Origin of the sequence: Mesosutterella porci (assembly GCF_022134585.1) — a bacterium.
Classification (GTDB): Bacteria; Pseudomonadota; Gammaproteobacteria; order Burkholderiales; family Burkholderiaceae_F; genus Mesosutterella; species Mesosutterella porci.
Window position 1 is genome coordinate 12995 of sequence record NZ_JAKNCT010000012.1, and the last position, 21013, is coordinate 34007.

Sequence of the window (21013 nt, forward strand, 5' to 3'; positions counted from 1 at the left end):
AGCGGCTATCAGGCCGAAGGAACGGTCAGAGCGCCGCCGCAGAGGGCACCCGGGCGTTCGATGCCGAAGCCCAGACGACGCTCGGCGCGGATCGTGATCAGGTTCTTCTCGACGTTGTCGCTGTCCTGCTCAAAGAGCTCGACCGTCATGCCGGTGCGGGTCCAGACCGTGCCGGCCGCCGAGAAGTCGCCCACCATGAAGGTATCGACGGCGACGGCCTGAGTGGTCACCACCGGCAGGCCCCACAGCTGCGGCTGGGCGACAGACGCAGGGGAAGTGAGGTAGTAGTCCGCGCTTCCGTTCTTCAGCATCTGGAGCTTGCTCCAGTTGAGCGGATTCATGAGAATCGCGTTCGGGCGGAAGTAGTTCTGTTCGATCTTGGTCTTCGCGAAGAGAATCAGGTCAAGCAGCGTGGCGTTGGTCGTGCCGAGATCAGCCAGCTTGGCGACGTGCGGGGTGTAGTTCCCGGTGGTGAAAATGCCGGAGAGGTTCTGGCCCTTGCCGTCGCCGGTCGTGATCTGATCCTCAACCGCAAGGTCCACGCCGTAGACGACGCGCTGATTGATGTAGGCTTCGAGAGCCGGAGCATCCTCCATCAGCTGCTTGGAAATGCGGGCGAGGTGGGCAACGGTCTTAATAGTGCCGGAGATGAGCTCGAAGCCGGTCGAGCCAAAGGGCTTCTGAGCGCCTTCAGCCACAGGGGCTGCGCCGTTCACAAACCCGGCGTCCTTTTCCTTCACGTACTCATACGCGTTGGAAGCGACCGGGATGTTGGGGAACAGGGCCTCGATCGTGAAGGGGCGGAAAGCGCCGGCCAGAACGCCGGGGCGGCGGTAAGCCTGAACCACGCCGCCGGTCGGGGTGAGGATCGGATTGACGGCATCGGCCTTGGTCTCGGCCAGTTCCATGCGAGCCTTGGTGGCGGAGCCTTCGACAAAGGCCTTCACAGCATTGGACTCGGCAACCTGGGCTCCGACGCTCTTCGCCTCGGCCTTGGGGGCGACGGCCTTGACGGCGTTCTGCTGCAATTCGATCAGCTGTCGGGAGAGCTTCACCTGTTCGTCGCCAAGACGCTTCAGCTCAGCCTTGTTGGCCTCGGAGGTATCGTTCATTTTGCCTTCGATTCGGTCGAGGGCGTCAGAAATTTCCTTAAGTTCCATGATTTTTCCTTGAGAATTAAAGTGACTGCTCGAAGTTTTTCAGCCTCATGAGCAGTTCCTGAGCCGCTTTTTCCTCGGCCTCGGCATCCCGCTGAGCCTTAAAAAGCGTTTTGCACCGGGCGATAAGGCCCTGCGCTGCCGAGCGCGAGAACCGGCCTGAATCCCTCAGGAAATCCTCAAGCTCGCGAATTGTTTTAATGCCTGCGATGTCCTCGGCCCGGACTTCAGTCACCCTGGCGAAGTTATCGGCGGGCAGAGCCACGACGGAAATCTCGTAGAGCCGGGAGATGTTCTTGATCGTGCGGCCGTATGCGCTGTCCGTCTTCTCTTCGTAGTCGCCTTTGTCAATCGAAAAGCCGATCGAAAGGCCGGAAACGGAGCCGTCTTTCAGGGCGGCAAGCACTTCGTCCGCCTTGGCACTCCCCCGGGTGAGCTGGCCGGTCACGCGCAGGCCTTTCTCATCCTCCTGCATCGTGAGCCACTTCCCGATCGGGATACTCGACCAGTCATGACCGTAAAACATGACTGGCATCTGGCCGCCAGCGATCACGGACTTGTACGCGCCGGGAAGAATCGTGTCTCCATAGCTGTCCGTGTTGCCGAAAGTCGACGCGTATCCGGTGAAGAGGCGCTTGTCGGCGTCAAGCTTCATCTCGGCCGCTTTAATGTCAAAGTCTTTGAATTCCATTTTGCTTGGCTCCCGTGGTCGCGTCCGGGTTCTTTCCCAGCTGATCAACCGGGACGTAATTGCTCATGGTCGTGAGCACGTCGCAACCTTTTTCTGGCGGCAGATTCTCCTGCCCGCGGGCCTCGTTTCTCGTCATCAGACCGCCCTCGACCATCGTCGTGTAGTATTTGGCCCGGGATTCGGACGACCCGCGCAGGAAGGCGTCCGTCTTGAATTCGATCTCTGTTTCCTCGTCGCCCGTTGGTATCAGGCGCTTAGAAAAAGCCTGTTCAAGCTGAGTCAGGAGCGGATTGATCGTGAATTTGTGGAATCCGTCCACCAGCTGTTCGATCCCGGAGCCCCAGGTGCTCTGTACGGACGACCCGACAATCACCGCCGGAACGCCAAACCACCGGCAGATTTCCTCAACGGAGAACCGCCTGGTCTCAAGCAGCTGTGCGTCCGCAGGATTCAGGCTCAGCTGTGCGTACTTAAGGCCGCGATCCGCGATCAGAAGTCCGCCCGTGGGATTCGACATCTGCTCCCCGAAGCGCTGAATCAGCATCGCCATCTGCTCCGGGTTCAGCTTCGAGTCCGTCTGCAGCACACCGGTCGGCTTCGATCCTTTCCCGAAGAGATTGTTGGCGTTTTCCTGGGCATGAATGCTCTCATTCATCGAGGCCCGCATGAATTCAAGCTTCGCAAGCCCGATATAGCCGTTTCCAAGGCCTTTCCAGTGAATCACGCTCTCCGGGGCGAGAATGGTCCGAACACCGTCCTGCGTGTAAACGTAGACCATGCCGCCGGCCACGACGGATGTTTCCATCTGATCCGCGGCGAGCGGGATAAGGGCCACAGGCTCGTCTCCCGCGCCCCAGACGATCTGGGCGTAGGCGTTGCCTCGCAGAAGCCGGTTCATACACATCGTGCTGATGAAGTCGGCTGGCGTCATCCATTTGTTGGGCCGGTCGTGCAACAGAAACCAGAGCGGAGAAGCCCTGAACGGCTCCCGGCCGCCGGAGGGGAGCCTGCGGTACACGCAGACCGGAAGCGAGCTGATCGTGCTCGAAAGCAGTTCAACGCAGGCGTAGACGGTCGATATCTGCAGCGCGGCATCGGCCGGAACGGGCTTCGTGTTGTCGATTATCGGCGCCGTAGGCAGGGGAATCTGCTGGCCTGAAGCCGTCCCAAGGGGCCCGCCCCACGAGGCAACCCAGTTGATCAATCGCTGTAGAAACATAAATGTGATTACCAGCTTAAAAATGTGCCCGAGGGAGAACCTTCAAAATCCGCATACTCGTCGGCGTCAGACTCCGCGCCGAACAGCGCGAGGATCAAAGCCACCGGCCCGTCGATCTTCTGCTCGTAGCGCTCCTTTCGCGGGAAAATATTGTCCTTTGCGTCTACCCTCGCCACCACGTTGCTCATCATCCAGTCCATGACCGGATTCGCCTCATGCGCGAGCCTGTGGTCGAGCACAAGGGCCTCGAGTGACTTCATCGGGCTCGACACGTTCGCGACAACGACGGAGCACTCCACCAGGGGAGCCCCGGAATCATCCAGGTTGTTGATCAGCTGCGTGGCGTGCCACGGGTCGTAGACGATGCCGAGAACGTTGTACCGGGATAGATCATCCCGGATGTCCTCTTCGACCACGTTGTAGTCGGTCATGGCCCCTTCGGTCACATGGATCAAGCCTTGATCGGCCCAACCCTGATACTGCGAGTTGACCGAGTTCTGAACCGCGTTCCGCGGCAGATAAAAGTCCGAAAAAACCGTGTAGCGAGGCTTGCCGTCCTCGCTCTCACGGGGAAAAAGCAGCACTTTCGCCGTCATGTCCGACTTCGACCCGAGGTCTAGCCCTATGTAGCAGTCTTCACCCTCGAAATCCTCGCGGCGCAGGGAGGAATCTCCTCCCCGAAGCCACTCGGGCATGTTCATCCAGGCGGATGCGGCGCTGCACCAGACATCAAGGTGCTTCGTCTGAAAATTCCCGGCCGCTGATGGCAGCGCAATCGCCTTCTTCTGCAGAGAAGTGACCATCTCCGGCATGACCGACACACCCCAGTTGGGATTGGCCTTCTCAAGCGCTTCGACGCTCTTCCAGTCGTCTCCGGCGTCCAGCCCGTAGATGATTCCGAACTGCGTTTCGTCGGACACCGTGCCCTCAAGCACCTCCAGAACCATCGTCCGGACCTCGTAGCAGATGCCGGAAGTGTCGAAACCGGCGGTCGTAATGACCCACATCAGGCTGTTTTTGCGCTTGCCAAGACTTGTCTCGACAACGTCATAAACTGCCCTTGTCTTGTGGGCGTGGAGCTCGTCGATGATGGCCAAATGGGTATTCAAGCCGTCCAGCGTGCTCCCTTCGGCCGATTTGGCCTGAAAAGTGCTGTTCGTCGACTCGACATAAAGCGAATGCGCCAGTATCTCGAGGCCAAAATGCTTACAAAGAGATGGCGTCTGCTGAGCCATTCGCTTCGCATCGCCGAAAACGATGCCGGCCTGGTCCCGAGTTGTGGCGAACGAATACACTTCGGCGCCGGGCTCGTGGTCTGCCAGAAGGCAGTAGAGCGCAACGCCGGAGGAGAGACAGCTCTTTCCGTTGCCCCTGGGCACTTCGATGTAGACGCGGCGGAACCGTCTCCCGCCGTCCGACCGGCGCCTCCAGCCGAAAACAGTGGTCAAAATCCAAACCTGCCACGGCTCGAGCCTGATTTTTTGCCCGGCGAGCTGTCCCTTCGTGTGCGGGAGCAATTCGACGAACCGGCAGACTAAAGAAGCTTCATTTTCATCGAAGTAGTAGGCCGATTTCGCCCCGGAATATCGCTCCAGATCGCTTTTTTGCCGGCGAACAGCCAGCTTTACGAACTCGCAGGCCGGGATTTCGCCGTTCAGCACACGCTCGCCGTAATCCCGGGCAATCGCGCAGTAATTACGAGGTGAAGTCCGCAAAATCTCCGTCCTTTTCCGGCGCTGCGTCCGCGGGCGCGTGCGCGCGGGCGACCGGCGTGAAGCCCAGCTCCTTTTCAAGCTTGATCAATGCCGCCAAAAGGGCCTGCATGGCCGTGAATTCCGGGCTCAGCTTCCTGCTTCCCGACTTTTCGTCCACGTCGTAGAGCGCCCCATGCTCGACCGCCTTGGCCATCTTCCGCCACAAGGCGTATGTGCGGCACCATTGCTCGAGCGCAGGGCCGTCAACAACCGACAGGCGGCCTTCCGGCGCGTTTTTGACCGCAAGCGCCCACGCTTCCTTCGCGTCTCCCGGCACGCCGACCGGCGGCTCTTCGCTCAGCCTGTCCTTCGCCACCGGGATCGTCCTGCCGTTCATGCGGCATTTCTGCAGCGTGCCCCTGGCGGCCTTCTCAGCATCCGATTTTCGTGGTCTGGGCATGGTTCAAGGCGTGAAAAGCACGTGCAAAAAATTAGCTAAGGGCGCGGTCTAGAGGCCTTCTGCCGCCACTTTTCGACCCCGGGGGGTGGGTTGGCGCGAAAGCCATCGTGGTAGTGTTGGATTGTCCAGATCCATCCCGCCACGAGGCCTCGCATGGAAACAATCTTTTCCTTTCTAAAGGCGGTCGCGCTGGCCGCCGTACAGCTTGTGAGGCTTGCCATGTCGCTGAGAGCCTGCGGTGTTCAGTTCCATCCTCTCGTATCGAGGAACAAAGACGGAACCTATCTGGTAGAAGCGTGGCTCACGCCCGGGAGGGACGAGGTCCGCTTCGACACCTTCGTGGCCAAAGGCTGCGACATCTGGCCGTCCATAAGCCAAAGCGCTCCCGTGTTCAGGGACAAGGCTCCAATCAGCGAGATCGTCGCTCCGGCCTACGATGGAACAGGCGACTCCTGCTTCACCGTAAGAATCAAGCCCAGGCGCAAAATGGAAAAGGTCCAGCTCGTCATCAAGGGCGGCTGGCTCAATCAGCTGAACGCTTCACGGTATTTGGACAACCCGAACTCTAAGATCCACGCCTCCGTCCTGTAGCGGCGTTCTCTTAGTGATTGAAAATGGCGCTGTAGATGCTGGATGCAAGTCCGGCCTTTTCATCTTCGTCATCCGATTGCTCGGGTTCTTCAGAGAGCTTCTCCCGAACAAACTCGCCATCGAGGTAAAGCAGAGCGCCGCAATGGATGCACCGAAGCGCTATCCGGTTCGCCGTCGCGAGGGAAGAGCTGTCGTACTCCCAGGCGAATTCGCCGCAAACCGGGCAGGTTATGTGTCCCTTTTCGGCAAAAGACTGCATGTAGTCCCGGAATTTTCGTTCAAGGTCGTCCCGATCCGCGCCTGCTGCCATTACCAAACCCTCCATCCTCTCTGGCCGTTTTCTTGCTGTGGCATTCGTGGCACAAGGCCTGAAGATTGTCCCAGTCCCAGAAAAGCTCCGGATCACCTTTGTGCGGCCGGATATGGTCAACATCAGTGGCCGGCGTGATCCGTCCGCGCTTCCTGCACTCCTCGCACAGCGGATGCTCGCGCAGGAAAGCCGCTCTCCTCTTCTGCCACGAGTAGCCGTAGCCCCGCTCGGTGGAAGAGCCTGTCCTCTCTGTTCTCCGCCTGTCCCTCGCGGCCTTCAGCCGGGCGTCGCGCTTCTCGCCCTTCTCCTCATGTCTCCGGCAATACCGGACCCCCAGAGGAACCGGTGTATGGCACCCGGGGTAAGCGCAGATATGAAGGAGAGGCATCTAGGCCTTTCCTCGCCAAACATCCCCGATCCTCCGAACGGCATCGGCCAGATCAGTGCAGGCGAAATCAATCAGGTAGTAAAGTCCGAAGACTGCGCAAAAGGCATACCCAATGAACGACATAGCTCTGGCCGGGGCGAAAACAATGGCAATGAGCATGCCAAGACCGGCCAGAGCCGCAACGATCTGTCGAAGTTTCTGCACGATCTCGATGACAAATAGAAAGCGCCGGGAGCGAGTCCCGGCCAAAGCACCGCACTTAGGAGAGTCGGCTGCAATAGGGGTGCCGGAGCTTCGCTGCAAGCAACAACCAATGAACGTTAAATGTAGGAATGCGAAGCCCCGGCGCGATCTGGCGCCGGATGAGTCCCGTCGGGGATTCGGCCACGCCGATAGTATTTCCGAGCTCACCCGGCATAAAAGAATGGGCGCTGAGGAAGTACCAGTTCTTCAGCGCCCTTGTGGCAAATTCCGGTGGAAGCCAGTCCTTGCCTGTCATTAAACTGTTGAGCCCGGAATGCCGTTTCATTGGAATCCCGGGCTTGTGACCATTCGATGATCTGCCAGCCTGTTCGGTTGCTTCCTTCATTCTCAGAGGGCGCAAAGCCCCCATAGATGTTGAAAGGCACGAACTAATCGGCATGCGAATTGTCACTGCATATAGTATCACGGAGGATTAAAAAATACAAGCGGTTGTAGGCGCGGGCAATGCACTGGTCATAAAATCTCCGACGGATTCCGGCCCTGCGGCACAGATCAACCCGGGAGATCGATCCCTGGACGTAGATGTCGATGAGCAGCGTCCTCTCGGGGCAGTTCCCGAGGGAGGCTATGGCCCGGTCGAGCTCCACGGCATCGGACTCGTCCGGCGTGAGGCGAGAGTCCCCGGAGCAGTCCGGCTTATAGCCCATCCTGACCAGCACTCCGAGGAGGGCGCTCGCTCTGGGTCCCCGACCGCTCCTTGACCACCGGCCCCAGTTCACAAGCCGGGCCTTGAGCTGATTGAGTTCACTCTCCGTCATTCTTCACTCCGTTTGGTCCGGGTGGTGGCGGATAACAAATTTTCATCCGCCACCAGTTGGTGTTCCTGTATTCCGTTGATTTTAAACCGTGTTTTCATCGTTGTTTCCGGGTTGGTGGCGGTGGTGGCGGATAAAATGTCTATTGTTATTTCCTAGAGTTTTTTGGTTGGGTTTTCCCTAATGCTTTTTATTACTTATTTTCTTCTATAAAAGGGTTAGCCACATTTATCCGCCACCACCGCCACCACATCAATAAAAGCCAATAACCACGGGGTTCTTCGTGGTGGCGGATCAGTGAAATCATCCGCCACCACATCCGCCACCACCGCCACCAATGTCACCAAATTCGCCCTTAAAACTGGATTTCATCATCCGTTAAGCCGCCCTCGGCTACCCGCTTTTGGTCCTTAACGTAGAAACGAAGAGAAATGCGTTTTCCGTTGACCCGTGCCGTGGCCTTTTTGTATTCATAGCCGAGAGACGCCATGCATGCTGACAGCCGCCGTGCGTCTGCCGTAGTAACCCGGCTTCCTCTCAGGCCCAGAGCAAGCTCCAGAATGTTTGCCGCCGTGAGCGGGATATCTTCTCCCGTCATTGGATCCTTCAGGTTTGCCGGATCAGAGAGCCAGATCTCGAGCTTCTCTGTCCACGGGTCGATGCGCATATACTCCTCGTTCACTTTGGCTGAGAGCCGCTCCACCGGCTCGTGCCTGATTCCCTCGGCGAGGAAGATCTGGAGGGCCTCGGCCCACAGCTGCGGCATGTCGGCCCGCGCCCGGTCGATGTCGATCATTCCGACCCTGACCGGGGCGAATCGGCGGTTTCCCGTGGTGTCGACCAAAAACTTGTCGTCATTCGTCGTCATAACGAATATGCACCGACGGGGAACGGTTTTTGCATGTTCCTGGTATTTTGGGGTCCAGGTGTCCTCTGTGAGCGTGATGTAGCGCTTCACCTCTTCAACCTCGCGGCGCCTGAAGCCGGCGAGCTCCGGGATTTCGACCGTGAGCTTACCGCCGATCGCCCGGGCCAGATCCTCATCCCTCGAGTTGAAAGTAATGTTCCCGGAGAATCGATCCTCGAGAGCCAGAACCCTGACGAGGGTTGACTTTCTGCTTCCCTGCCGGCCTACGAGCACCACTACGATGTCGGCCTTCACCCCCCGGATCGAGATCGCCCGGCCCGCCATCGCGGCAAAGATATAGTGCGCCACCGCCCGGGTGTATTCCGTATCCTCGGATCCGCAGTAGGCCGAAAAGAAGGCGTCCACCCGGTGCACGCCGTCCCATTCGGGAAGCTGTTTGATGTACTCGGTCATTGAGTCCCGACGGTTTTCCTGCGCCACCACTTCAATCGCCCCCCGAAGATCCCCAATTGCGATCGCCGGATGAAAGCCCCTCTCGTGCTCAAGCCGGGCCTTAAGCGAATACTCATCGGCATCGGTGATTTCGGTCCAGATGTCTCGGGAGTTCTTCCTCACAACCGTGCGGCCGCAGAACGAGTCGAAGCTCATCTCAAGCCCGCAGAAGCGGTACCCGAGTCGCAGCGCGGAGATGACGGCGGCGAGGCTGGTCTTAGGCCGTCCGTCCTTGTCGTTGAACTCAGCCATGAACTTTGCCTCGGGGCTGGGCTCTTCCACGGCGGCCGGAGCGGCCTCGGGGAAGTCCTCCGGGAGCGTCTCCTGAAAACCCTGATTCTTCGCCCAGGCCTTGAAGTCCCCGAGGTTCTTGTCCTTGCAGTGGCCGTGCAGGCACACGAAGGCTCCTTCCGGATAGCCGTTAGTTCCGGCCTGGTAGTACGTGGTCGAGGTGTCTCCGGCCTCGCCTGTCGTGTGCTGGTCCTCCCACGGGCAGACGATCTGGAGCTCGCCGGGGCGCGGCTCAGACAGCACCCTCCCGGTTTCCCGCAGCCAGTCCGCGAGCCGGTCCTCCTGCAGTTCCGTCTCGCCCTTCTGCCGTTCCGGCCTGGCGCGGCCGCGTACAGTCTCGGCTCCGATCGCGGTCCTGATGTTATTCACCAGATCTCCGAAATCTTTTTCAGAGCAGTGCGGCACGTGGTCGTCGTCGAGCTTCTGCGTGAGCTCGTAGGGCTTTCCGCTTGAGACGTGGAGCCCGGCGAGAACGAATTGCTGGCCCCGCGAGAGGATCTCGACCATGTTGTGTTCATCGACCCGCAGGACCTGCTTTTGCAGGCTCGCGTCGGTGCGGATCGGGATGAGGCAGTGGCTGGAGCCCTCGCGCTGCCGGATGAGGACTGCCCGCCCGAAGCGGCTCCGCACGGCCCGGACCGCCTTTTGCGCGATCTTCGGGTCGTCGCAGTCGATGTCGATCGCGTTGACCCCGAACCCGGTGCGCACGCAGATTCCGAGCCTGCTGTTGCCGGACCACCGCTTGATTTCCTCTGGCGTGGTCTCGTGCTTCGTCCATGCGGGGAATCCCACGGCCTGGCCCTGGCCGTTGTAGGCCGAGGGGACCTTGCCCAGAATCTTGAGGGTGGAGTTGCTCGAGACCTCGGAGCTCTTGTCGCAAACGACCGGGAGCAGGATTGAAGTCCAGCCGAGCGCCACAGCGTCCTGCCACACAGCGGCCGGGGCGCCAACCGAGTTCTGCTTATAAGCGATCGGGGCTGTCATTTTTCGGCCCTCTTGTTCTGTTCGGTCTGACCTGTGAGGATGAGCAGATTCAGAATGCGAACCGCTGCGGAGTATTTGGGGTCCGAAATTTCTCCAGTTGCAATTCGTGAGAGTGTCGACTGGTTGACGCCCGTTAAAGCGGCGATGCGCTTTTGCGTGAGGCCTCGTTTTGTCAGTTCTTTGATTGCTTCCGCAGGGGTGCAGGTTTCCATGCTAAATAGCCTTATGAGTCCGTAATTTGCTAAATCGCATTTTAGTAAATCGCATTGCAAAAGTAAAACGAGTTCGCTGATAATTGGCAAATACTTATGCTGTTATGCATAGTTAAGAAGGGAGGAAGGCTCATGACCAAGCTAGGAGAAAACCTAAAGCAGCTGATGACAGCTAAGACTCTGTCAGCTACTCAGCTTGCACGAATGTCTGGCGTGGCTCAATCTCAGATCACCAGAATTCTTACAGGCGAAGCTAAGCATCCGACAATTGATACTGTTGTTGCTCTTGCTCAGGGTCTGAATGTTTCTTTGTATGACCTAGTTTCAACATCCGGCGGCGGTATTAAGGTTTTTCCGCCGGAGGAGCCGGTAGACGATAGTCTGTATGTGCTGGTGCCTGACGTAAAAGCTTCCCTTTCCGCCGGTCCGGGCTGCGACTGGCTGTTGGAGCCAGAGGATGAAGGGGCTCAAGTGGCCTATAAACGGGACTTCTTCGTTAAGAAGCACGTTAATCCTAAGAACACCTTCCGCATGAGGGTCCACGGGGATTCCATGTACCCGTACTTTTTTGATGGTGATTCCGTTCTTATAGAAAGATATAAGGAAGGAGATCCCATTCGCTCTGGCCGCATTTATGCGTTTTCGTTTGCGGGTGAACTGCGGGTGAAGCGTCTCCGTGTTCGTATGGACGGAAAAATTGCTATCGAGTCCGAGAATTCATCCGCGTATCACGAAGAGCTTGTCTCCCAGGAAGAGTTCTTTAATCGGGCGAAAATTCTTGGCCGCGTCATTGATCGCTCCGGCGGCGATTTTCTTTAACTACCGCTTTTACTTCGACTTGCGTTTGCGTTTTGCAATCGATGCAGGGATTATTTTTGCCTCTTCAAATTGTTGCTAATTGTAAATCTAATGCTAAATAACATTGTGTTTTAGCATTATGTCGGGTAGACTCTAGTCATGCGAAATCACATTGACTAGGAGCCCGAGCTATGCAGTTAGCGATTCTCCACAGAGTTCTCGACGTTTTCACCGGAAGGTCTTTCGGTGATGTCTCCGACCGTGAGCGCTTTCAGGCGCTGCTTTGGGCCGTCCTCATCAATTCCCTTTTCGTCCTGGTTTTCATTTTCCGGAAACCACTCTTCACTTTCCTTCTTGGACTTTAAAACATGTACCTCGAAGACCTCATAAAAGAGCAGACGGAGGCCCTTGCCCGGCTCACGGCCGCGGTGGACTCCCTCCGGGAGGAGCTTAAGGCCGGACGGGCGCCCGATGCGCCTGCTCCTGAGCCGGCTCCCGCTCCCTCCCCGGCGCCGGAAGCGGCCGCCGCCCCTGAACCCGTACCGGCTTCCGAGCCTGAGCCCGTCACGGAGACTCAGCTCAAGCAGGCCGCGCTGGATGCCGCCGCTCGCAATGGTCGCGAGTTCCTTGTGAACGCACTGCACAAGTTCTCGGTCGAGAAAGTCACGGAGCTGATGCCCGACCAGTACCAGGCGTTCGTCGACAAGCTGAAGGAGACGGCCTGATGCACGCGGTCCTTTCGCCGTCGTCGTCCCGCCGATGGATTCACTGCCCTGGGTCCGCCGCGCTGATCGAGCGCTATTCGCCCAAGGAGCAGACCTCGGAATTCGCGGACGAGGGCACCTACGCCCATGCCGTGGCCGCCGCGATGCTGACCGGCCAGCCGCTTCCGGCCTCCAAGCGCTACAGCTCCGAGGAGGTCGCGGAGACGGTTCGGCCTTACGTGGACTACGTGAACGCCCTCCGGACGAGCGGCGCCGCCGGGTGCCCCTCGCAGATCGAGCAGGAGCTCGACATCCGCCCCGTCACAGGAGAGATCGGAGCCCACGGCACGGCGGACGCACTCGTGTTCCTTCCGAGCGAGCTGGTCGTTGTCGATCTGAAGTACGGCATGGGCGTGAAGGTCTCCGCGGAATTCAACCCCCAGCTCACGATTTACGCCGCGGCGGCTCTCGAGCAGTACCGGGCGGTTTTCGACCGCATCGAGACCGTGCGCCTCGTGATCGTGCAGCCGCGGCTCAACAGCGTCTCTGAGTGGCGCGTTCCGGTGGGGGTGCTCACCGAGCAGGCTTACGACATCACCCAGGCCGCTCGGGAGGCTACTAAGCAGCGCGGCCTTCCGGAAAACAGGCTCTCGTTCTCCCCTTCGGAAAAGGCCTGCAAGTTCTGCCCAATGGCGGGGCGCTGCACGGCTTATGCCCGGTTCTCGGCCGCGGCTGCCGGAGTCGAGGTCGATGCCGCCGGCGCCGTGCTCTCGGACGAGGAGCTTGCTGCCATGTACTCGAAAGTTGACGCGGTCGAGCAGTGGTGTGCCCGCATTCGCGCGACCGCGATGGACCAGCTGATGGACGGGCGACCGCTTCCCGGCTTCAAGCTCGTTGCGGGCCGCGAGGGCATCAGGAAGTGGAGGAGCGAGCTGGTGGCAGACGAGCTCATGCGGGGCTTTCACGTCCCCGCCGGGAAACGCTACCAGTCGAGGCTCATCTCGCCCACGCAGGCCAGCCGCCTCGTGAAGAAAAAGCTCCTGACGAACGAGCAGTGGCAGAAGCTAGAGGCCTGCATCACGCGAGCCGAAGCGAAGCCCGCCATCGCACCGGAGAGCGACCCCCGGCCTTACTGGGTCGCAGCCTCGCCGGAGGATTTTCCGGTTGTGAATCTTGATAGACCCGCATCGGGCAAGGAAAACTGAATGTCTAAGCAAATGCTTTATGGCCGTCTGGCCTTTCCCTACATATTTGAGCCTCGCGCTGACAAGGCCGATCAGAGCAAGAAGCCCCGCTACGAGCTTACGCTCCTGATCGACAAAACCTTTCCGGGAATCGCCAAGTACAAGGCGGCCTGCCTCGAAGTGGCCGTGAAGAAGTTCGGAAATGCCTCCGCGGCTCAGGCCGTTCTTCAGGCCCGCCCGGTCTTCAAGGACGGCAACGCCAAGGCCAAACCGGTTGAGGGTTTCGCGGACCACTACTACATCGCGGCCCGCTCCACCACGATGCCGGACTTCTTCGGCCCCGACCGCCGGAAGCTCTCGACCGAAGAGGCCCGGAAGCTCTTCTATGCCGGGTGCTACGTGAACGTGATCGTGAGCCCCTGGGCGTACTCCTCCAACGGCAACCGCGGCGTGAGCCACGAGCTTGTTGCGCTGCAGTTCGCAGGCCACGGAGACGCCTTCAGCGGCCGTCCCACGGCAAGCGCTGATGACTTCCCGGACGTGAGCGCCCAGGCGGGAGAGACGGCTTTCGCCACCGGGGCCGACGACCTCATCTAACCAGTTTTCCGGTCCCGCTGGCCTTGAATTGTGAGGGCGGCGGTACCGGCCTTCAAACCATGAAACTTTTTCTCGACACGGAAACCTACTGCGAAACGCCAATCGCCTACGGCACACACCGCTACGCCGAGGATGCGGAGCTGATGCTCTTCGCCTGGGCGTTCGATGACGAGCCGGCGCAGGTCGTTGACCTCACCGCCGGGGAGGCCATTCCGCAGCGAGTGCTGAGAGCGTTTAAGGATCCTGCGGTGGAGCTCTGGGCCCACAACAGCCATTTCGACCGCACGATCCTCAAGCGCCAGTTTCCCGAAGTCGCGGACCCGGCCCGTTGGCGTGACACGATGATCCTCGCCTACGCCCATTCCCTTCCCGGAGCTCTGGGGGCGCTCTGTCCACTTCTCGGGATCCCTGAGGATCAGGCGAAGGACCGGGACGGGCACCGCCTGGTGCTTTTGTTCTGCAAGCCACAGTCTGCTTTCCGGAAGATCAGGCGCCATACTCGCCTCACCGATCCGGAGGACTGGGCGCACTTCAAGGAATACTGCCGGCGTGACGTGGGTTCCATGCACGAGGTGTGGAAGCGCCTGCCGCACTGGAACGAGAAATCCTTCCCGCTCTGGCGTGAATGGACGCTCGACCAGAAGATAAACGATCGCGGTATGCAGATCGATATGGATCTGGTTCATGCGGCGATTGACGCTTCGGCCGCGGCCAAGGCATCTGCCGACCGCCGGGTGCATGAGATGACCTCGGGGCAGGTATCCACCACGGGGCAGAGAGACGAGCTGCTCGGCTTCATGCTCCGGGAATACGGCGTGACGCTGCCTGACATGCAGAAAGCCACTCTTGAGAGGCGGCTGGACGACCCGGAGCTTCCCGACGAAGTGCGGGAGATGATTGCCCTGCGGCTCCAGTCGACAAAGACCTCAGTGCAGAAATTTGTGGCTCTGGCCAATTGCTCGAATAAGGACGGCCGGCTTCGCGGGTGCATGCAGTACATGGGCGCGGCCCGCACCGGCCGTTTCTCCGGCCGGCTCTTTCAGCCGCAGAACCTCCCCCGGGGGTCGATGAAACCCGATGAGGTGGAGGCAGCTATCGCGGCGTTAAAAGGCGGCGTCGCTGATCTGCTTTATTCCGATGTCATGAGCGTGGTGAGCAGCTGTATCCGGGGCGCCATCATCGCTCCGCCGGGCAAGAAACTGGTTGTTGCCGACCTATCCAATATCGAGGGCCGGGTCCTTGCCTGGCTGGCCGGCGAAGAGTGGAAGCTGAAGGCTTTCCGCGCCTACGACGAAGGCACCGGCGTGGACCTCTACAAGGCCACCTACGGCCGTACCTTCGGCGTGAAGCCCGAGGACGTGACGAAGAAGCAGCGCCAGATTGGAAAAGTGCTTGAGCTCGCGATGGGCTACCAGGGAGGCGTCGGGGCTTTTCTCACGTTCGCCCGGGCCTATCGGGTGGATCTGGACGAGCTGGCGGATCATACCCGGAAGGCGATCAACCCGAAGTACTGGTCCGCTGCAGAAGATTCCTATGACTGGTGCCTGAAGCACGGCGGCTCTCACGGCCTCGCGAAGGACACCTACATCGCGTGCGACGCAATCAAGCGGGCGTGGCGCGACGCCCATCCTGCGATCTGCAAGTTCTGGCCCGACGTATCGGAAGCCTGTGACTGGATGCTGACTGCGCAGACCCCGAAGGTGGTCGGGAAGTGCGTGTTCGGGCGTCTTTCCCGATCGTTCTGCGGCGTGAAGCTTCCGTCCGGCCGTTTCGTCTGCTACCCGATGGCGAGGCTTCCTCGGGAAGATGAGCGCGCGACCTTCGGTTATCAGGGCATAAACCAGTACAGCCGCAAGTGGACGGACATCAGGACCTATGGGGGCAAAGTTGTCGAGAACCTCACGCAGGCCACCGCCCGGGACCTGCTGGTCGACTCTTTCGCCCGGGTCGAAGCCGCCGGCTACCGCATCGTTTTTTCTGTTCACGACGAGCTCATTACAGAGTGCCCGGACGCTCCGGAATTCACGGCGGACAGCCTTGCCGGGCTCATGACCTCCGGCGCTCCGTGGTCCAAGGGATTGCCGCTCTCCGCGGCTGGTTTTGAAGGCTATCGATACAAAAAGGATTGACGAATGCGTACACCCATCAGAGAGACACCCGGAAATTTCGCTGCTCAGGCGTTTCAGTCGGTCACAGACTCGGAGAGGAATCGGCTCCAGCTTTTGCTCAACCAGTTCACCGGCTACCCGGTTGCCGCGTTCAATTTTGTCGGCTCGGCCGATGACCGCCGCCAGGCGCTCGTGCGCTATTTCATCGGCCGGCTGAATAACGCCCCCACGAGCCACCACCCTTTCCTGCTCGCCCAGTGGGAGCGGCAGGCTCTGGTGAACGCCGTGGGCGGCCTGTGCCTGTCTGACGTCGCCCGGGCCGCCGAGGACGCGCTGCACCAGATCCGCAAGGAACGGGGGGCGGCGCTATGACCCCGGAAAAGCTGAAGCAGCTCACGGCTGTTCTGTCCGACTGCGAGAAAGCCCGGTGCTTTACCGAGGATGAGCGGCTCGCTTTCACTTCTGCCCGCGGCGCCCTGAAAGTTTTGTTCTCGGAGCGGGAGTCCATGCGCTGGGTCGCCCCGGTGCTTGTAACTCAGCTTCAGCGGGAGAACCTGCTGCGGCGGCTGGTTGATGCCTTTGGGGATTCGCTGTGACTCCGGAAGGCCGGCTTGTCGTGTATCTGCGCCGCCGGGTGAAAGGCCTCGGGGGCGAGACGAGGAAGTGCGCCTGGACGTCGCACATCGGAGCGCCGGATCAGCTGGTGCTTTTCCCCTGCGGAATTCACTTCTGGGTGGAACTGAAGGCTCCGGGAAAGAGGCCCCGTCGGTCCCAGATGCGTGAGTTCGATGTCATGACGCGGGCCGGATGCGCGGTGTTTGTGGCGGACTGCCCGGAGGACATCGAAGCGATTTTGAGAAGTTTTCTGCTGAATGGAGGAGCAGATGAGTAATTTTATTTTCCACGCCGAAGTAGTTCCGGTCCTGAAGGCTCTTGCGGGCTTTACAGCCAGGAACGATATCCGCTGGTACCTGAACGGCATTCACTGCGTGCAGGAAGGGGCTTCGGTGCGGCTTGAGGCAAGCGACAGCCATTCGGTTGCTCGGGTTACTGTGGCGGGGGTCTACATTGACATGCCCGCCCCGGAGCTTATTCTCAGTCCCGCCGGCATGGCCCGCCTGGAAGAGCAAAATTTCTACACCGATCTTGAGCTCAATCCGAGCTGCTATCAGCTGATCGGCGAGTCTCTTCCGGATGTGCCGGTGCAGTGCCGGGCGAAATATCCGGATCTGGCCAAGGCCGAGAAAGAGGTTCGCGATCGGTTTGATCCGGCCGCCGGCTACACCCATTCTTTCAAGCTGAAGCTTCTTCAGCCGATTCTCAAGGCCAAAAAGCATATTTCCGCCAGAAAGCGTGCTGATTCGACAGACGCCGATCGGCTCATCACGCTCACGATGCGCGGACTCCGGCGAGATGACGTCGACCGCTACGGCAAGCAATACGGCGGGGCTTTGGAGTTCAGCTTCCCGGTGAGCATCATGCCGGCTAATGCGGCGAGCGACTTCTCTGGTCTCGTCTTGTCTGTTGCGGATGAGGAGAGGAGATAAGCCATGCGCTTCACTCCCCGGCCCTATCAGAAGCTCATCATGCAGCACATCCTCCGGCACCCCCGGGGCATGGTCTGGTCCAGCATGGGCACCGGCAAGACCGCGAGCACGCTCTTCGCACTCGATACGCTGAAGCGCTGCGGAGAGGACGCCTTCCCGGCGCTTATCCTCGCGCCCCTTCGTGTTGCGGTCTCGACTTGGCCGGACGAAGTGGCCAAATGGAGCGACCTCGGGCTCACGATTCAGCCGATCACCGGTTCAGCCGCCGCCAGACGCCGGGCGCTTTCAACCCCGGCGGATGTCTACACGGCGAACTACGAGAATCTGCCCTGGCTTACGAAAGAGCTGGGCGACAGGTGGCCGTTTCGCACCGTCGTGGCCGATGAGTCCACGAAACTGAAGGGCTTCAGGCTCGGTGGCGGGGGCGGTTTGCGGGCCCGGGCGCTCTCGAAGGTCGCCTTCAAGGGCGTCACCCGCTTCGTTGGGCTTTCCGGCACTCCGGTTCCGAACGGGCTCGAGGATCTCTGGGGCCAGTACTGGTTCGTGGATTCGGGCCTGCGGCTCGGGAAGACCTTCAGCGCGTTTCATCAGCGGTGGTTTTATCCCGAGCGGGTTGGATCAGATCCGCACGCCGTCCGGTGGAACGCGCAGCCCTTCGCTCAGGAGCAGATCGAAGAGCGGGTGCGTGACGTGACTGTGAGCGTTGACGCCGCGGACTACTTCGATGTGACAAAGCCGGTTGAAAACGTGATTTCGGTGGAGCTGCCCCCCGCCGCCCGGACGATCTATCGACGGCTCAGCGCCGACATGGTGGCCGAGCTCCAGTCGGGCCGGGAGATCACAGCGGCCAATGCGGCGGCCCTCTCCGGGAAGTGCGTCCAGTGCGCTTCTGGGGCGGTCTACACAGACGATGCGGGCCACTGGGAAGAGATTCACACAGCAAAGATCGAGGCCCTGAAAGACGTGGTGGAGGAGGCCGCCGGGGCTCCGGTGATGGTCGCATATCACTTCAAGAGCGATCTTGAGCGCCTGAAGAAGGCCTTTCCCAGAGGCCGGGTGCTTGACCGGGATCCCTTCACGATCCGGGACTGGAACGCCGGAAAGATCCCGGTGCTATTCGCCCATCCGGCAAGTGCCGGGCACGGGCTCAACCTGCAGGACGGCGGGAACATTCTCTGCTTCTTTTCCCTCTGGTGGGATTTGGAACAGTTTCAGCAGATCTGCGAGCGGATCGGGCCGGTGCGGCAGATGCAAGCCGGCCACCCCCGCCCGGTGTTCATCCATTACATCGTCGCACGGGGCACGGTTGATGAACTGGTTTTAAAGCGGCTGAAGACTAAAGCGAGCATTCAGTCGATTCTTTTGGAAAGCATGAAGGAGAAGGAACTATGAGCGGAACAAGAGCAATCATGCGCGTGTTGATGCGCGATCTGCAGGACACGGCCCAGAGGGTAGGGAACGATCCGGGCCACGAAACGACAACAAACGCCATGCTGCTTTGCCGGTCGATCAAACTGCTGCATTGGCATCTGCTGGAGGAGCTGAGCGACGGCTATGTCGCGGAGGATAAAACCCGGGAGCTGCTGGCCGTCATTCAGTCTCTCGCGGCGATTCGCTCTTATCTCGAGTGCCTGCGTTACCGGGTGCCGTCCGAGTGCATCGATTTTGAGCTGCTCTCCGTTTCCGATAAGGCCCGGGAGTACATCGAGCAGGATAAGGATCGCAAGACGGATGAAGTGGAGCTTTGCGCTCTTTCATCGCTGTTCACCGTCCTTCAGCAGGTCGAGTCTCAGCTGAAAAACTATCTGACGGACAACGTGAGGTGACGAAATGGTGGATGTGAAGATCAAGGCGCTGCACGAATTCGCCCACGAGCCGACTCTCGGGACGGAGGATGCGGCCTGCTACGACATTTACGCGATCGAAGACCAGTACGTGAAAGCGTGGGAGCCCACAACGATCAGGACCGGGATTGCGTTTGAGGTCCCGAAGGGCTATCGGATGGCGGTCTACAGCAGGAGCTCGAACCTCCTGCGCCGCAACGCGATTCAGGTGCCGCTCATCGTGGACGCGGACTTCAGGGGCGAGGTTCTTGTCTGCTGGATCTGCACGAAGGACTACCAGATCCTCGCCGGGGACCGGGTGGCGCAGGTCGCGGTGGAGCCGGTGATTCCGGTGCAATTCAAGTGGGTCAACGAGCTGAGCCCGACAAAGCGCGGGACCGGCGATACGGCTCAGCCGGACGCTGATCATGCCAAAGAGCAAACGCCCACGGAAGCCGCACCGCCGGGTCGATGTCCAGGCGGGATGGTCTGCGGCGCAGAAGCTGTGCAACTACCTGATCCGGGGGTACGGCGGGTGGTCGGACTCCGATCGAAACGAGTTCGCCGGGCATTTTCTCGAGCCGGTGACAGCTCTGCGCTACAGCGATCCGAAGGACGACCTAAGGCCGCTCTTCGCCCTCGCCAAGGCCCAGATGGTACTCGCCTGGGGCCTCACGAGCTGGTACGTGACCGAGGGCCGGGAGTACGAGCGGGACGAGATCGCCGCGGCCAATCAGGCGCTGCAGGTCGCGTTCAACGTGTGGCTCGACCACCGGAGGATGCTCTATCCGCAGCTGAAGGTGGCTCGTGAGCTGATGCGGGATCGGTTTGAAAACATGACGACGTATTTCGAGCCCTACGAGATCAGCAGCCAGCGCTACACGATGGCTCACGGTGCCGGATTCTACGACCGGGCTGAGGCGGAGCTCGACGGAAGATTGAGATTCAAGAGGAATTGAAATGGGACAGGTAAAGGTTTGGCCGAAGGACGAGCGGGCGAAAGATGTGGTCATGAACCACGGCGAAGAGATCAAGAAGCTGAAAGCCGGGGGGCAGACGATCCCGCAGCTCGCCATGAAGTACCAGGTTGACCCGAAGGTAATTCGGCAGGTTCTGCACGACTACTGGCCGCGTTGGAAAGAAGAGCCGAAGACTGAGGACGCTATCTCGGAAGTGAAGGCTGAAGCTCCAGCTCCGGCTCCGCAGGAGGAAAAGCCGGCGAAAGCGCTCGAGTCCGACCCGGTAAATCACCCGGCGCATTACACGAAGTACACCCGTGAGGTGATCGAGCTCACGGAGCGGTGCAGCTTCTGCCTGGGCAACGCCTTCAAGTACATTCTGCGGGCGCCGTTCAAAGGCCGCCGGGAAGAGGACATTGACAAGTCCTTGTGGTATTTGGACCGGTATTTCAGCGAGGCATCCGACTTCAATCCGGACATAGCCGGGAAGTATTTTGCTAGTCTTGCCTGGCCGTACGTCATGGATCTGATGGAGTGGCAGGAATACGAGCTTTGCAGTTATTTTCTCGGCGTCATCAAAGCCAGAGACGCGAAGGGAGCGGAAAGAAGGAGAGCCTGGCTGAAGTTCAAAGAGCTTGCTGAAGAGGCTAAGAAAGGAGTCGGGGAGGAAGGAAAATGAGAAAGCGCAGCGAAACAAAGCCGGAGCTCGGCTATCTCATGGTTGACGTCAAGCAGGCGGCGGCCATGCTCTCCATCGGCGTGAGCACTGTTTGGAAAAAAGTAAAGAATGAACCCAGCTTTCCTCAGCCGGTATATTTCTCCAAAAAATGCGCACGCTTTAAAGTAGAGGACATCAAGAGGTGGGTGAAGGAGGTTAAGGCAGAAGACAAGAATGAGACCGCCAGTGCCTGAGCGTA

General features: G+C 59.7%; 28 protein-coding genes and 1 pseudogene. 16 read left to right on the forward strand and 13 right to left on the reverse strand.

What is annotated here, in order from left to right; translation table 11 throughout:
- Positions 1–8: 8 nt before the first annotated feature.
- From MAF45_RS09525 to MAF45_RS09545, 5 genes are read right to left on the reverse strand one after another with little or no spacing between them, the layout of a single operon-like run.
- Positions 9–1160 (reverse strand): phage major capsid protein, encoded by a 1152-nt coding sequence (locus tag MAF45_RS09525; RefSeq protein ID WP_237980023.1) that lies wholly within the window; start codon positions 1158–1160, stop codon positions 9–11.
- A 16-nt stretch (positions 1161–1176) separates the two neighbouring features.
- Positions 1177–1848: an HK97 family phage prohead protease gene (locus tag MAF45_RS09530; RefSeq protein WP_237980025.1), complete on the reverse strand. Its 672-nt coding sequence runs from the start codon at positions 1846–1848 to the stop codon at positions 1177–1179.
- Entirely contained in the window at positions 1829–3067 is a 1239-nt protein-coding gene (locus MAF45_RS09535; RefSeq protein WP_237980027.1) for a phage portal protein, read from the reverse strand. Before MAF45_RS09535 ends, MAF45_RS09530 begins: the two co-directional genes overlap by 20 nt.
- Before the next feature lie 8 nt (positions 3068–3075).
- Entirely contained in the window at positions 3076–4782 is a 1707-nt protein-coding gene (locus MAF45_RS09540) for a terminase large subunit (RefSeq protein WP_237980039.1), read from the reverse strand.
- Positions 4763–5221, reverse strand: coding sequence for a P27 family phage terminase small subunit (locus tag MAF45_RS09545; protein WP_237980041.1), 459 nt, complete (start codon positions 5219–5221; stop codon positions 4763–4765). The genes MAF45_RS09540 and MAF45_RS09545 overlap by 20 nt, the downstream gene beginning before the upstream one ends.
- A gap of 153 nt (positions 5222–5374) precedes the next feature.
- Here MAF45_RS09545 and MAF45_RS09550 point away from each other — a divergent pair, with 153 nt between their 5' ends.
- Positions 5375–5812: a hypothetical protein gene (locus tag MAF45_RS09550; protein ID WP_237980044.1), complete on the forward strand. Its 438-nt coding sequence runs from the start codon at positions 5375–5377 to the stop codon at positions 5810–5812.
- 10 nt (positions 5813–5822) lie between these two features.
- Here the strand turns inward: MAF45_RS09550 and MAF45_RS09555 are convergent, their stop codons facing one another.
- From MAF45_RS09555 to MAF45_RS09585, 8 genes are all read right to left on the reverse strand, one after another.
- Entirely contained in the window at positions 5823–6122 is a 300-nt protein-coding gene (locus MAF45_RS09555; protein WP_237980046.1) for a hypothetical protein, read from the reverse strand.
- Positions 6091–6510, reverse strand: coding sequence for an HNH endonuclease (locus MAF45_RS09560; protein WP_237980047.1), 420 nt, complete (start codon positions 6508–6510; stop codon positions 6091–6093). The genes MAF45_RS09555 and MAF45_RS09560 overlap by 32 nt, the downstream gene beginning before the upstream one ends.
- Complete coding sequence (locus tag MAF45_RS09565) at positions 6511–6714, reverse strand: hypothetical protein (protein ID WP_237980049.1); 204 nt, start codon at positions 6712–6714, stop codon at positions 6511–6513.
- Between the two features lie 55 nt (positions 6715–6769).
- Positions 6770–7099, reverse strand: coding sequence for a hypothetical protein (locus MAF45_RS09570; protein WP_237980051.1), 330 nt, complete (start codon positions 7097–7099; stop codon positions 6770–6772).
- A 43-nt stretch (positions 7100–7142) separates the two neighbouring features.
- Complete coding sequence (locus MAF45_RS09575; protein WP_237980053.1) at positions 7143–7532, reverse strand: hypothetical protein; 390 nt, start codon at positions 7530–7532, stop codon at positions 7143–7145.
- 215 nt (positions 7533–7747) lie between these two features.
- Entirely contained in the window at positions 7748–7873 is a 126-nt protein-coding gene (locus MAF45_RS11355) for a hypothetical protein (protein WP_283207075.1), read from the reverse strand.
- Between the two features lie 11 nt (positions 7874–7884).
- On the reverse strand, positions 7885–10164 hold the full coding sequence (locus MAF45_RS09580) for a VapE domain-containing protein (RefSeq protein WP_237980065.1): 2280 nt from the start codon (positions 10162–10164) through the stop codon (positions 7885–7887).
- Entirely contained in the window at positions 10161–10376 is a 216-nt protein-coding gene (locus MAF45_RS09585; protein ID WP_237980067.1) for a helix-turn-helix domain-containing protein, read from the reverse strand. Before MAF45_RS09585 ends, MAF45_RS09580 begins: the two co-directional genes overlap by 4 nt.
- A 132-nt stretch (positions 10377–10508) precedes the next feature.
- Between MAF45_RS09585 and MAF45_RS09590 the strand changes: the two genes are divergently transcribed.
- The 15 genes and pseudogenes from MAF45_RS09590 to MAF45_RS09655 all read left to right on the forward strand — a co-directional run bounded on the left by MAF45_RS09590 (position 10509) and on the right by MAF45_RS09655 (position 21008).
- Positions 10509–11195, forward strand: a complete 687-nt coding sequence (locus MAF45_RS09590; protein ID WP_237980077.1) for an XRE family transcriptional regulator — start codon at positions 10509–10511, stop codon at positions 11193–11195.
- 347 nt (positions 11196–11542) lie between these two features.
- Positions 11543–11899: a hypothetical protein gene (locus MAF45_RS09595; RefSeq protein ID WP_237980104.1), complete on the forward strand. Its 357-nt coding sequence runs from the start codon at positions 11543–11545 to the stop codon at positions 11897–11899.
- The gene (locus tag MAF45_RS09600) at positions 11899–13083 is read left to right on the forward strand and encodes a DUF2800 domain-containing protein (RefSeq protein WP_237980105.1); all 1185 of its coding nucleotides are present in this window, start codon (positions 11899–11901) and stop codon (positions 13081–13083) included. The genes MAF45_RS09595 and MAF45_RS09600 overlap by 1 nt, the downstream gene beginning before the upstream one ends.
- On the forward strand, positions 13084–13659 hold the full coding sequence (locus tag MAF45_RS09605; protein ID WP_237980117.1) for an ssDNA-binding protein: 576 nt from the start codon (positions 13084–13086) through the stop codon (positions 13657–13659).
- Between the two features lie 59 nt (positions 13660–13718).
- Positions 13719–15788 (forward strand): DNA polymerase, encoded by a 2070-nt coding sequence (locus tag MAF45_RS09610; protein ID WP_237980120.1) that lies wholly within the window; start codon positions 13719–13721, stop codon positions 15786–15788.
- Positions 15789–15791: 3 nt separating this feature from the next.
- Complete coding sequence (locus MAF45_RS09615) at positions 15792–16139, forward strand: hypothetical protein (protein WP_237980123.1); 348 nt, start codon at positions 15792–15794, stop codon at positions 16137–16139.
- Positions 16136–16363 (forward strand): hypothetical protein, encoded by a 228-nt coding sequence (locus tag MAF45_RS09620; RefSeq protein ID WP_237980125.1) that lies wholly within the window; start codon positions 16136–16138, stop codon positions 16361–16363. Before MAF45_RS09615 ends, MAF45_RS09620 begins: the two co-directional genes overlap by 4 nt.
- Positions 16360–16659, forward strand: a complete 300-nt coding sequence (locus MAF45_RS09625; protein ID WP_237980127.1) for a PDDEXK family nuclease — start codon at positions 16360–16362, stop codon at positions 16657–16659. The genes MAF45_RS09620 and MAF45_RS09625 overlap by 4 nt, the downstream gene beginning before the upstream one ends.
- The gene (locus tag MAF45_RS09630) at positions 16652–17314 is read left to right on the forward strand and encodes a hypothetical protein (RefSeq protein ID WP_237980130.1); all 663 of its coding nucleotides are present in this window, start codon (positions 16652–16654) and stop codon (positions 17312–17314) included. Before MAF45_RS09625 ends, MAF45_RS09630 begins: the two co-directional genes overlap by 8 nt.
- 3 nt (positions 17315–17317) lie before the next feature.
- Positions 17318–18706, forward strand: coding sequence for a DEAD/DEAH box helicase family protein (locus tag MAF45_RS09635; RefSeq protein ID WP_237980132.1), 1389 nt, complete (start codon positions 17318–17320; stop codon positions 18704–18706).
- Complete coding sequence (locus MAF45_RS09640; RefSeq protein ID WP_237980133.1) at positions 18703–19140, forward strand: hypothetical protein; 438 nt, start codon at positions 18703–18705, stop codon at positions 19138–19140. Before MAF45_RS09635 ends, MAF45_RS09640 begins: the two co-directional genes overlap by 4 nt.
- A gap of 4 nt (positions 19141–19144) precedes the next feature.
- Positions 19145–19528, forward strand: a pseudogene (locus MAF45_RS11480) (dUTP diphosphatase); the annotation flags it as partial.
- Between the two features lie 37 nt (positions 19529–19565).
- Positions 19566–20096, forward strand: a complete 531-nt coding sequence (locus MAF45_RS09645; RefSeq protein WP_237980135.1) for a hypothetical protein — start codon at positions 19566–19568, stop codon at positions 20094–20096.
- A gap of 1 nt (position 20097) precedes the next feature.
- Positions 20098–20775, forward strand: coding sequence for a DUF3310 domain-containing protein (locus MAF45_RS09650; protein WP_237980137.1), 678 nt, complete (start codon positions 20098–20100; stop codon positions 20773–20775).
- Positions 20772–21008: a helix-turn-helix transcriptional regulator gene (locus MAF45_RS09655; RefSeq protein ID WP_237980139.1), complete on the forward strand. Its 237-nt coding sequence runs from the start codon at positions 20772–20774 to the stop codon at positions 21006–21008. Before MAF45_RS09650 ends, MAF45_RS09655 begins: the two co-directional genes overlap by 4 nt.
- Positions 21009–21013 lie beyond the last annotated feature (5 nt).

What these genes read in the sequence shown, in the direction of transcription:
- MAF45_RS09545 (WP_237980041.1), bottom strand. Translation starts at nt 5,221, where the DNA reads ATGCCCAGACCACGAAAATCGGATGCTGAGAAGGCCGCCAGGGGCACG.
- MAF45_RS09550 (WP_237980044.1), top strand. Translation starts at nt 5,375, where the DNA reads ATGGAAACAATCTTTTCCTTTCTAAAGGCGGTCGCGCTGGCCGCCGTA.
- MAF45_RS09615 (WP_237980123.1), top strand. Translation starts at nt 15,792, where the DNA reads ATGCGTACACCCATCAGAGAGACACCCGGAAATTTCGCTGCTCAGGCG.
- MAF45_RS09595 (WP_237980104.1), top strand. Translation starts at nt 11,543, where the DNA reads ATGTACCTCGAAGACCTCATAAAAGAGCAGACGGAGGCCCTTGCCCGG.
- MAF45_RS09630 (WP_237980130.1), top strand. Translation starts at nt 16,652, where the DNA reads ATGAGTAATTTTATTTTCCACGCCGAAGTAGTTCCGGTCCTGAAGGCT.
- MAF45_RS09530 (WP_237980025.1), bottom strand. Translation starts at nt 1,848, where the DNA reads ATGGAATTCAAAGACTTTGACATTAAAGCGGCCGAGATGAAGCTTGAC.
- MAF45_RS09555 (WP_237980046.1), bottom strand. Translation starts at nt 6,122, where the DNA reads ATGGCAGCAGGCGCGGATCGGGACGACCTTGAACGAAAATTCCGGGAC.
- MAF45_RS09645 (WP_237980135.1), top strand. Translation starts at nt 19,566, where the DNA reads ATGCCAAAGAGCAAACGCCCACGGAAGCCGCACCGCCGGGTCGATGTC.
- MAF45_RS09620 (WP_237980125.1), top strand. Translation starts at nt 16,136, where the DNA reads ATGACCCCGGAAAAGCTGAAGCAGCTCACGGCTGTTCTGTCCGACTGC.
- MAF45_RS09605 (WP_237980117.1), top strand. Translation starts at nt 13,084, where the DNA reads ATGTCTAAGCAAATGCTTTATGGCCGTCTGGCCTTTCCCTACATATTT.
- MAF45_RS09640 (WP_237980133.1), top strand. Translation starts at nt 18,703, where the DNA reads ATGAGCGGAACAAGAGCAATCATGCGCGTGTTGATGCGCGATCTGCAG.
- MAF45_RS09570 (WP_237980051.1), bottom strand. Translation starts at nt 7,099, where the DNA reads ATGAAGGAAGCAACCGAACAGGCTGGCAGATCATCGAATGGTCACAAG.
- MAF45_RS09610 (WP_237980120.1), top strand. Translation starts at nt 13,719, where the DNA reads ATGAAACTTTTTCTCGACACGGAAACCTACTGCGAAACGCCAATCGCC.
- MAF45_RS09655 (WP_237980139.1), top strand. Translation starts at nt 20,772, where the DNA reads ATGAGAAAGCGCAGCGAAACAAAGCCGGAGCTCGGCTATCTCATGGTT.
- MAF45_RS09600 (WP_237980105.1), top strand. Translation starts at nt 11,899, where the DNA reads ATGCACGCGGTCCTTTCGCCGTCGTCGTCCCGCCGATGGATTCACTGC.
- MAF45_RS09535 (WP_237980027.1), bottom strand. Translation starts at nt 3,067, where the DNA reads ATGTTTCTACAGCGATTGATCAACTGGGTTGCCTCGTGGGGCGGGCCC.
- MAF45_RS09525 (WP_237980023.1), bottom strand. Translation starts at nt 1,160, where the DNA reads ATGGAACTTAAGGAAATTTCTGACGCCCTCGACCGAATCGAAGGCAAA.
- MAF45_RS09575 (WP_237980053.1), bottom strand. Translation starts at nt 7,532, where the DNA reads ATGACGGAGAGTGAACTCAATCAGCTCAAGGCCCGGCTTGTGAACTGG.
- MAF45_RS09635 (WP_237980132.1), top strand. Translation starts at nt 17,318, where the DNA reads ATGCGCTTCACTCCCCGGCCCTATCAGAAGCTCATCATGCAGCACATC.
- MAF45_RS09580 (WP_237980065.1), bottom strand. Translation starts at nt 10,164, where the DNA reads ATGACAGCCCCGATCGCTTATAAGCAGAACTCGGTTGGCGCCCCGGCC.
- MAF45_RS09650 (WP_237980137.1), top strand. Translation starts at nt 20,098, where the DNA reads ATGGGACAGGTAAAGGTTTGGCCGAAGGACGAGCGGGCGAAAGATGTG.
- MAF45_RS09590 (WP_237980077.1), top strand. Translation starts at nt 10,509, where the DNA reads ATGACCAAGCTAGGAGAAAACCTAAAGCAGCTGATGACAGCTAAGACT.
- MAF45_RS09585 (WP_237980067.1), bottom strand. Translation starts at nt 10,376, where the DNA reads ATGGAAACCTGCACCCCTGCGGAAGCAATCAAAGAACTGACAAAACGA.
- MAF45_RS09560 (WP_237980047.1), bottom strand. Translation starts at nt 6,510, where the DNA reads ATGCCTCTCCTTCATATCTGCGCTTACCCCGGGTGCCATACACCGGTT.